12 protein-coding genes and 1 pseudogene are annotated in these 9,850 nt (G+C 39.7%); 3 read left to right on the plus strand and 10 right to left on the minus strand.

Going from position 1 to position 9,850, the window contains the following annotated elements:
• Nucleotides 1-136 precede the first annotated feature (136 nt).
• On the minus strand, nt 137-283 hold the full coding sequence (locus tag F6K20_RS11500) for a hypothetical protein (RefSeq protein ID WP_287294734.1): 147 nt from the start codon (nt 281-283) through the stop codon (nt 137-139).
• Nucleotides 284-492: 209 nt separating this feature from the next.
• Here F6K20_RS11500 and F6K20_RS11505 point away from each other — a divergent pair, with 209 nt between their 5' ends.
• Together F6K20_RS11505 and F6K20_RS11510 are read left to right on the plus strand one after the other, a co-directional pair.
• Nucleotides 493-1,320 (plus strand): class I SAM-dependent methyltransferase, encoded by an 828-nt coding sequence (locus F6K20_RS11505; protein ID WP_287251069.1) that lies wholly within the window; start codon nt 493-495, stop codon nt 1,318-1,320.
• A gap of 92 nt (nt 1,321-1,412) precedes the next feature.
• A pseudogene (locus F6K20_RS11510) lies at nt 1,413-1,577 on the plus strand (transposase); the annotation flags it as partial.
• A gap of 57 nt (nt 1,578-1,634) precedes the next feature.
• On the opposite strand, the gene F6K20_RS11515 reads toward F6K20_RS11510, so the two are convergent.
• From F6K20_RS11515 to F6K20_RS11530, 4 genes are all read right to left on the minus strand, one after another.
• Nucleotides 1,635-2,378, minus strand: coding sequence for a phosphocholine cytidylyltransferase family protein (locus F6K20_RS11515; RefSeq protein WP_287251070.1), 744 nt, complete (start codon nt 2,376-2,378; stop codon nt 1,635-1,637).
• Entirely contained in the window at nt 2,378-3,076 is a 699-nt protein-coding gene (locus F6K20_RS11520) for a class I SAM-dependent methyltransferase (RefSeq protein WP_287251071.1), read from the minus strand. Before F6K20_RS11520 ends, F6K20_RS11515 begins: the two co-directional genes overlap by 1 nt.
• Nucleotides 3,077-3,320: 244 nt before the next feature.
• Nucleotides 3,321-4,169 (minus strand): aspartyl/asparaginyl beta-hydroxylase domain-containing protein, encoded by an 849-nt coding sequence (locus F6K20_RS11525; RefSeq protein WP_008191534.1) that lies wholly within the window; start codon nt 4,167-4,169, stop codon nt 3,321-3,323.
• A 105-nt stretch (nt 4,170-4,274) separates the two neighbouring features.
• A complete protein-coding gene (locus F6K20_RS11530) occupies nt 4,275-4,517 on the minus strand; it encodes a hypothetical protein (protein ID WP_131826846.1) in 243 nt (80 codons plus the stop codon).
• 164 nt (nt 4,518-4,681) lie between these two features.
• Here F6K20_RS11530 and F6K20_RS11535 point away from each other — a divergent pair, with 164 nt between their 5' ends.
• Nucleotides 4,682-5,521: a class I SAM-dependent methyltransferase gene (locus F6K20_RS11535; RefSeq protein ID WP_008191536.1), complete on the plus strand. Its 840-nt coding sequence runs from the start codon at nt 4,682-4,684 to the stop codon at nt 5,519-5,521.
• A 104-nt stretch (nt 5,522-5,625) separates the two neighbouring features.
• Here F6K20_RS11535 and F6K20_RS11540 read toward each other — a convergent pair whose 3' ends face one another.
• From F6K20_RS11540 to F6K20_RS11560, 5 genes are all read right to left on the minus strand, one after another.
• Nucleotides 5,626-6,273: a class I SAM-dependent DNA methyltransferase gene (locus tag F6K20_RS11540; RefSeq protein WP_287257373.1), complete on the minus strand. Its 648-nt coding sequence runs from the start codon at nt 6,271-6,273 to the stop codon at nt 5,626-5,628.
• Between the two features lie 101 nt (nt 6,274-6,374).
• The gene (locus tag F6K20_RS11545) at nt 6,375-7,082 is read right to left on the minus strand and encodes a CDP-alcohol phosphatidyltransferase family protein (protein WP_287294739.1); all 708 of its coding nucleotides are present in this window, start codon (nt 7,080-7,082) and stop codon (nt 6,375-6,377) included.
• 5 nt (nt 7,083-7,087) lie between these two features.
• The gene (locus tag F6K20_RS11550; RefSeq protein WP_287294741.1) at nt 7,088-8,095 is read right to left on the minus strand and encodes an iron-containing alcohol dehydrogenase; all 1,008 of its coding nucleotides are present in this window, start codon (nt 8,093-8,095) and stop codon (nt 7,088-7,090) included.
• Between the two features lie 18 nt (nt 8,096-8,113).
• Nucleotides 8,114-8,779: a hypothetical protein gene (locus F6K20_RS11555; protein ID WP_287294743.1), complete on the minus strand. Its 666-nt coding sequence runs from the start codon at nt 8,777-8,779 to the stop codon at nt 8,114-8,116.
• 92 nt (nt 8,780-8,871) lie between these two features.
• Nucleotides 8,872-9,850 (minus strand): pyridoxal-phosphate-dependent aminotransferase family protein (locus F6K20_RS11560; protein WP_287294745.1); only part of this gene is annotated, 979 nt, incomplete at its 5' end.

Here is a 9,850-nt window from a genome sequence, read left to right on the forward strand (position 1 = left end):
AGCCGTTGTTATAGCAACAGTTGCCCATCCAGTTAAGACCCATTTCGAGCGTTCTTACACTCGTCAATAAGGCTAATTTTGGCTCAATGCCATGTAAGCATTCAGGTATCAGCTATCAGCCGTCAGCTTATTTTATTCAAAAGCTGTTCGGTGTAGCGTGCGCTATGGGCATAAACTGTTGCCGTAGCGTAGCCACAGGCTTTTGGCTGATAGCTGATAGCACCTCAAGTAGCCTGTGCCACGCTACGGGAAAAGCTTTTGAATAAAACAGGTAACCATTCATTTAATATGAGTTAAGTCTGCTGACGGCACCTCAAGTAGCGTGAGCTCTTATAGCAGTCGCCAGGGTAATTAGGACATGACAAAAGTCTCAAACTACAGTTTGGCTTGAGTTTAACTTCTGACAAATGACTTCTGACAAATGACTTCTGCTATAGCTCACGGCTGACGGCTGAATGCTTACCTAACAGCTACCAAAAAGATTACCGAAAGATGACAATACCCACCAATAATCCCAAGGAATTTAGACAATTTGAATATTGTGGATGGCAACAGTCAGTAGACCAATACCATTCCTCTTTTTCGTCTCTGACTAGCCAAACTATCGACACTCTGCTCGATAGTGTAAATGCGGCAATGGATATGGAATTACTTGATATTGCCACTGGTCCTGGTTATGTGGCTGCCCAGGCCCAGAAGCGAGGATGTAAGGTGACGGGGGTAGATTTATCAGACGCTATGGTTGCCAAAGCACGGCAACTGAATCCCCAGATCGAATTTTTTCAGGGGGAAGCCGAATCATTACCCTTTGCCGAATCTCGATATCAAGCAGCCGTAATGAACTTTGGAATTTTGCATTTGGCTGAACCAGAAAAGGCACTGGGTGAAGCATTTCGGGTAATTCGTAGCCAGGCCAAGTTTGGCTTTACTGTGTGGAGTAAGCCAGAAAAATCGATAGCGTTGAAGATTATGAATAAGGCGATTGAGACCTATAAAAATTCAGAGGTTACTCTTCCAGAAGGGCCGCCATTTTTTCTATTTAGTGAACCGGATTATTGCTTCAAGTGTTTGCAAAATTTAGGATTTAAGAATCCTTCTGTGCAGGAAATTTACCTACTCTGGGAACTTAGCAGTGCCGATGAACTTTTTGATGCTTTTTATAAAGGCACTGCAAGAACAGGTGGTATACTGCGCGCTCAAACTAGTAAATCCCTTGACAATATACGGGCAGCAATTCACCAGAACACTGCAAGCTATAGGCAAAATAATCGACTGCTTCTGCCTATGTCAGCCCTAGTTGTATCTGCTCAGAAACCTTGAACTCTCCCCGAACTAAAGTAATACCAATTCTTTAAAGTAGGACTACAGATCCAGATGAGGAGATGGGGCACTCACAGGGGTAGGTTTTTTACATTAGGGAACTGATCGAAAAACCTGGGTGTTAATTACTGTTCTTGCCCACCTATTCCCCTGACTTCAACCCCATCAAGCATTGGTGGCACAAAGAGAAGACGGCCATTAGGAAAGAGTTGCCTAAGTATGATTTTAATCTTGACAAGGCAGTCGATGCAGCCTGACAGGATCTGTAAATATAACAGCGCGCAGTGCTATAAAGGCCATCTGCCAATGTGCTGTCACTGAGCATCTTTCTGGAGAATTGCTGGGTAGATTTGCTCTGTTGCTCTGGCAAGCTGGTATCGGTCATCAATTTCTGCCCAGAGTAGATCGCTAATCACCGTATAGTAAACTGGATAGGATTTTGCTGCTGCTATCAGCCCATCAGTTTCATAATTCAGCTTGAGGCTCGTTTTAAATCCTACGGTGGCTTGGGCCAACATACTTTGAAACAAAGGCTGGGATATTTTGGAAATACCGACCAATTCACCGGCAATTTGACTCCCCAGTTCAGCCTTATTTTTAGACATCGCAACGATTGTCTCACCTGAAGTTTCTACATACACTTCATCACCAGCATTGGTTTGACCAGATAGCAAGACGACATTGTCTTTAGGAAAGTTCAAGACTGCTGTCAAAGCACGCTGTTCGTAAATCAGATCTGATTCCAACAACAGAAAATCACCCTCAATCAGATCACGGGCACAATAGAGGGAATACATGGTACCTGATTCGGCATAGTGTGGGTTATGAACCGTCAATATCTGGTCATTAAAACGTTGCTGCAGACGCTCATAAAAGTCAGATAAATGACCAGTGACAATGATGATGCGCTGCATACCGCAGGCAGTCAGGCGCTCTATCGATTCCTCAATAATGGGTTGCTCTCCCAACTGGAGAAACCCTTTAGGAGTCGATTGCCCTAGTTCCTGCAGTCTAATGCCCATACCAGCAGCTAGAATAACAGCTGTTTCTACTTCCATTAGTGTTTATGAATCAAGACATTGAAACGATATTTGCTATTGTCGTAGGCTTGAAGGCACTGATCTTCAGTCGTTACCTGAACCGACTCAGTTGCTAGAACTTGTTGGAACCAGTCCTTGCTGTAGTACAAATGATCGAGTCCCCGATACCTCTCCTCATATTCCGCATCTCCGATGGCTGCTTTCCGGGCACTGATTGCTGCTTCCTGCTTAGACAGATCAGGAAGATCAAGAACGCCGATACTTTTCTGGGCGATTTGAACCATGCCCCGGAGCACCTCTGCTGCATACTCATAGGTTGGAAAATAATGGAAGACCCCCCCTGACACCACAACATCGAATTGACGGTCTCTTGGTAGATCAATGGCTTCTCCTAGGCTGATCGTGGCTTGGGGCATGACCGCTCGGGCAATCTTGACCAAGTTAGCTGAGTAGTCAATTCCCGCGACGGGGTTTCCTTGTTGGTAAAACGGATAGAGAAAAGCACCTGCACCACACCCAACTTCCAACAATGAATCCTTTGGGGTGATGTTGAGCCGAGCCGCGATATGCTTCCCATAAGCCATCCAGCCAGATTCTTGCACACCTGATGACCAGGGAGGATCGTAGCCATTTGCAACCAGCAAAGAAACTAAAGTTGGCTGCTCTGCCTGATCAGCCTGTCTGCGATTCCAGATTTCGTGCCAATTGTTCTGCAATGTCTAATCTTTAAATAGCTCTAAAACAATATGTATGTTACACCCTAATGTATTACTTTGTCTACAGTGAGCATCTCTATTCAGCAATTATGATTTGGGAAAAGATACAAATCATGTTCTATGGTGTTTGTAGAGAACATATTAAAATTTTTATATCAGATTTCTATAAATTATTCATATTGGATTATTTTCTTGACCAGTTTAAGCGATCGCCAACAGAACTGAATAACGTAATATTTATCCGTCACAGTTTACCATAAGTTGCAAAAACTGGATGACTGAGTATTTTTATATCTTCTTCACTTAATGAGGGATGCCATACATCGATAACTAAGACAACTCTTGATTTTTCCCCTTGATGCAATACTTCATGCTCGAAAGAATCGTCAAACGCCATAGCTTTACCTTGGTGCCAAAAGCGCCATTCATTTCCTACTCGTATTTTTGCACTTTCTGGTTCGGGTATGCGCACTCCTAAATGGTATCTCAATCTTAAGTTTGAAGAACCACTATGGGGCAATATATGACTATCAGAAACTAACTCGGAAAACAGCACAAAACCAAAGTTAATACAAAGGGGTAATTTTTCGAGTATTGAAAGTGTTTTTGGGCATAAATATGCTATAGCTTGTTTCTCTCGCCCAGTAGAAAAAATAAATATACCATTCCATTGACCTGACCCCATTAAGCTAACATGATCGGGATGTTCTTTCATATATTCATCTATTTTGTTGTACTCAGATATAATTATTTCGGCATTTTGTTCGAGGATTGAGGTAATTTCATCGTTATCATCAAACCACGGTTTACTGTTGAGGGATGTACAGTACCAAACACTAGGGTTCGGATGGTTGATACCATCTTCTTCCCTGTGGGAATAGTAAATAGTATTGATGTCGTAATTTTTGGCAATCGCATCTCGTTTTCGTTGGAATATGTGTGCGTTAAATATGTGAAAAATTCCGCGCCAACTGACTGCATATTTTAAGGGTAAGTCATACCAAAATAAGTTGTTTAAATTTTCGGATTCTACACCATTTAATAATCTAGCGATATCCCGAGAGTCTTGGATATATTTAATGTATTTTTTCATCGTTAATAGTTATGGTTAATTGTGTATAATATTATCGTTTATAATTCTACCCCCTTGAACAGTTAAGCGGATAATGATGTGATCTACAGCGGTTTGCACTTGCTGTTAGGTACTTTCGTTATCGGTTTTTAGGGAGCAGGGAGCAGGGAGCAGGGAGCAGGGAAGTCGGAAGTGGGAACAGGGAAGAGGGAAAAAAATCTTGTGTACCTGATAGTTATGCAAACCGCCGTAATTTCTGAGGCTAACTTTAAGTTGATCAATCCTGGAGGGGGATAAACTTTTGGAATGGGCATCTTGTTGTGGAACGGGCATCTTGTTGTGGAACGGGCATCTTGGTGGAACGGGCATCTTGCCCGTTATCAATATTTTCGGGCAGGCAGGATGCCCACCCCACTCCTATTAATTGCTTAATTCAGCAACGCCCATAAAACCATATCTATGGTATACCTCAGTGTAATATTATGAGGACATAGAATATCATCGATAACACCGAAAATTGTAAAAACAAAGCCATGATTAAAGAATATGAAAACTATCAGGATACATCCAAAAACTACGACACCACTCGTATCCCAATCGGGGTTGAGATTTTATTAGGTTGCTTTGCGACTACCCCTCGTCCTTTGCCAGAGCAGGTGATCTTGGATGGTGGGTGTGGTACTGGAAACTATATCCAGGCGTTGAAGAGCAAAGTCAATAGCCTGTGGGGTCTAGAATTCAATGGGGGAATGTTGGCGCAAGCAACAGAAAAGTTCCGCAATCACCCCAATATTCACTTAGATCAAGGCAGTCTTATCGATCTTCCCTATGAGAATGAAACCTTTGATGGGATAATGTGTAACCAGGTTCTCCATCACTTGGGTTCCGACGACGCAGCTCAGGAAAATTTTCCTGAACTGAACCAGGTGTTTGAGCAAGCGTATCGAGTGCTGCGTCCCCAAGGCGTATTTGTGTGTAATACCAGCAGTCATCCACAGATTTATGATGGATTTTGGTGGGCTGATCTGATTCCAGACGCGGTATCAAGAATCGCTAAACGTATGCCACCCATAGCATGCATTACTCAGAAATTGGATCAAGCTGGCTTTTGCTTTGGGGGCATTGTTGTTCCAATTCATGCTGTTATGCAAGGTGACAATTACCTTGACCCAGAAGGCCCCCTCAAGCAAACCTATCGGAATGGTGATTCTACTTGGTCTTTGGCGAAGCAAGGGGAATTAGAACAAGCATTGGAGCGAGTTGGAAATATGAACAAGGATGGAAGCATCGTTCACTATCTTGAGCAACGGGAAAGTTTGCGCCAAAAATTGGGGCAAACTACCTTTGTTTATGCCTACAAGAAACAGAGTTGAGAGCCTCCATGTTTTAATTTCTAGAAGGACGTGAATTAACGACCTTTTAGAATCTCCAATGCTATGGGCTAAGGCGCAAGCTTCGCCAATAGCCCGGAGAAACATCAAATGCACACCTCATAGGCACAATACAGAATCTTGATCTTCTCTGCATAATCATGATTATTGGGAAGATAGGGTTGTGGTGGCGAAAGATAGGCTTGTTTTAAAATGCCTTCTGACTCCATCTGTTGCAAGGTAACGTCGAATTTTTTTTGAGAGTGGATATCCTCTCGGTTTGTAAACACCAGATATCCTCCCGGCTTTACTACTCGGCAAAACTCATACAACACATTTGACGTTTCCATATTAGTAAGCACAGCAGTGGAAATGATTCCATCAAATTCATTATCTTGAAATGGCAATGCTTGCTGTATATCTGCTTTATATAAAGCAGTATAAATATTTTTTTCTCTAGCGAGGTCTAAAGATTTACCAGAAATGTCAACTCCAATTATGGTTTGATAACCTTGTTCTAGAAGAGCTTGTCCAGCAAGTCCCGTTCCACATCCGAGATCCAAAATTTTGCCATCGGTAGCAACAAACTTTGCAATCAGTTCAGCAGCAACCTGATGACCAGCATACTGCCAATTCAAGACTTTTTCCTCATACACTTGAGCTAAAGTATCATATTCCTTCTCAACCTCGCTGCTCTCAGTGTTCCATTTATTTGACCACTTTGCTAAGAATTGGGCTTCTTGATTATTATTCATTAACTCTTCTGTTTTTCAAACTATAATTACTTGTATTCTAATTTATATTATCGCCTATTCGTAACTATTTTTATGCAGAATTTTTTTAAAAAATAATGTGATTAGTTTGACTCAAATGATTGAATGATATACTCTCTGGCATCCCATAAATATTGAATGCCAGAAACCCAGATCAATGATTGAGTTATAAGTATGAATAACACAGTCAGATCAGAAAGACTATCACTTACAGGTCTTAATGTAGTTAAGGTAACTACTGCAATAGTCGCGAAACACAATATTATAGAATTCCAACGATTTTCTAAAGGATCGGAATATCCAAAAATTCGACCTTCTAGTAGTATGTGTAAACCAATAACAATAAACAACCATTGACTTGAAAACCCATAAATTTTATACCAATAAAGCCCTACCAACGGATAACCAATATATACGGCTTTTAATTTAGCAATAACATTTGCTTCAATCACAATATTATTTAAATTTAATATCTGTCTTGCAAATGTTGCTAAAAAGTCTCTTGTCAGAGCTAGAAAAACAAACCATATCGGGAGAATTCCCATCTCAATGCTAATGACATACAAGGCTAGGAAACCTATATAGTCTACAATAGGATCGAAATACTTACCGAAATCTGTTTTTAAGTCCTTTGTTCTAGCTAACCACCCATCAACAGCATCCAATAAAAATGCTATATAGAATAACACACCAATATACAGATAGTATTGAGGAGGAACAAGATACCATGAAACAAAAGCTATAAAAATTAAAAATAATCTAAATAAGGTAATGTGATTCGGTTTAATCACGATATCTATAACTCCTTTATTATTTCTTTGATAATCATTTTCCAGTCAACGGTTGTGGAATCTATAATATTCCACAAACCAAATCTTTCAGGTCGTACTGAAGATAGTTGTTTCATTCTTTTATAATTATTTGATTCTATAATAGTATCAAATCCTTGTTTTAATTCTAAGGTTATCTCTAATTTTCGACAATAACATAATAACTGCTCATATAAATCAGGTAACTTATAAATACATCTTATCTTCATAGCAACTAAAGCACCCATTAAAACTAATTGACCGTGTGACATGTCACTATCTGCTGCATATAACTTCTCAAATTCGTGTTCAGAACGGCTACACCAACTACTATCATTTTTCATTAATAAAGAAAATGAGTAAAGCTGTTTGATTATTTCGATTAATGAGTTTTCATTACGTTTCGTGTATTTGTTTATAAATCGTTCAATTTGATAAAAAGGTGTTTGATCAAATTCCTTGACTTTCTTATCAACTTTTAAGTCCTCCCACACATTCAATTTTGATAATAATTCACCCAGAGCACTAATCCAAAATTTATGTGGCATGTGCTTATTTAATAAGGGCAAACAAGCATAAACAGACTGAGGTGCTTTTGATGGATAACTCTGATTATATGACATTTCATCCGCCTTTAACGAACTAAAACTAGATGAAAATCCATCATTGGAAATAGAAGATAACAAAACAGTTAAAGAAATTTTATCACGTTTAGCACAAAGTTTTACAAAATCTATGAGACTTCCCCCCCCAAAAACTAAAAAACGTTGACCACTGGTAGGAAACTTTAATTTCTCAATATTTGAATAAAATAAAGGATATTTTGGTACAATTATCGGTAGCTGATTTTTATTAAAATGCTCGTAAATGGGAGCAAAACAATTCATTGAATAGACAGTTGGACCTATAATACTACCGTCTATTTGTTCATTTATTAGAATTTTTTCTATGCATTTATCTATCGGATTTTTTGAAATATGTAATGTAGACTTCATAATAATTTTTAGTACTTATCAACTATTCTTATATGTTTCAAATTCATTATTTCCTTTACCATAACCCCAAGAGGCGAAATAACACTTAACTTTTGAAGATTTACACAAATTTTCTATCCTATCATCAACTAAAACAGCATTATTATAGTCTGGATGGTTATCTAAAAATCTTTCAATAAAATCTACTTTACCGCCATATTTTACAGAATGACTATAATCAAATACTTTTAGATCGGGTATTTTAATATTGAAATGATTTTTGAGAATTAAAACATCCTCCATATTTTTACGAGTTAGAATAAAATAATCTTTGGTGTTTTTTGGATTTTTCAGTGTTTTTCCATAATCAGTAAGACTATGTAACCCACACCACCAATTTAAATGATTTTTTTGATAAAATTTTCTAATTTTTTTGAATTGTTTACTATAACTATCAACTTCTTTTTGATTTACGTCTTTTCGAATTTTTGTAAAGCTTTTTATATTTTGATTTTCTAAGGCTTTAAATAAACAATATTCATCTGCATCTGAGTAAATAAGATGACAATTATTTTTATATAATTCTTTATGTTGATTATCATGAAGAGGTTTGTCGATACCATGATATGCAAGTACGCCAATGTGATACCATTCTTCAAGAGAATCTACGATTACCCCATCAAAATCTAAAAAAATAGCTTCCATTTTTTACTGCGAAAAAGACCTCTCCAAAACTATAAAAAATATGTGTGTAGCTCCAAAAATTAGGAGCTAGCATTTTAAATTTATATTCCCTGTTAATTCTTAAACAAGCCATGAAAACAATCCAGCAGACGGTCTAGATCACTCGGTTGGATATCGCCCATATTAGCTATCCGGAAAATCTGGTTTTTGAGTCCCCCCTGCCCCGCATAAATCACAAAACCGGATTCTTTGAGCGTGTCATGGATTTGGTCATAGCTGTAGCCTGGGGGCAATTTGAAAGAAGTCAGGACACAGCTATAATCCTGCACATCCAAGAGCGGTTTGATCTCGAGATTTTGCAAAGTCTGCAAAATCTGCTGAGCACGCTCAGTGTAAGAGCTGTTTCTAGCCGACTGTCCCCCCATGTCCTCCATTTCCTTGAGAGCCTCCTGGAGCCCATAAGCCACCTGTACTGCTTGGGTAAAGGGCGAATAGCCCCTTGCCTGCTCTTGATGATAGCGATAGAGATCTAAGTAAACGGTCCCAGCGGCAGAGGGGCGAGTTTCGAAAATGGATCGCTTTACCAACACAAAGGATAGACCAGGCACACCATGCAAGCATTTATTGGCCGTTGCAGCACAGGCTTCTAAATTCCAAGGGGCAAACTCAATGGCCTCAGCCCCAAAACTGGAAACACTATCAAGTAGCAGTGCGACATTGTAGCGCTGACATAGTTGACCCAACTGAGCCACATCATTGAGCCGTCCAGTGGTGGTTTCGTGATGAACGGCAATCACATGGGTAATGGCTGAATCCTGGCTCAGGCAGGTTTCAACCTCTTTCAGGTTCATTGGCTCGTGCCAGGGAGCCTTGATCACCTCCAGGGACTTACCGTGAGCCTTGATCATTGCTGCCATGCGTTCACCATAGACCCCATTTGTTACCACTAAAGCCTTGCCATCCTGAGGCACAAGGGTTGATAGCATTGCCTCTACGGCACAAGTGCCGGAACCGGTAAGTAAAATCGCTTCATAGTCCTCAGCGGCTGCGGGATACACCTTGGCTAGGCGGGCTTTGATATCTAGGGTCAGC

The sequence above is a fragment of the Moorena sp. SIO2C4 genome (assembly GCF_010672485.1).
GTDB lineage: Bacteria > Cyanobacteriota > Cyanobacteriia > Cyanobacteriales > Coleofasciculaceae > Moorena > Moorena producens.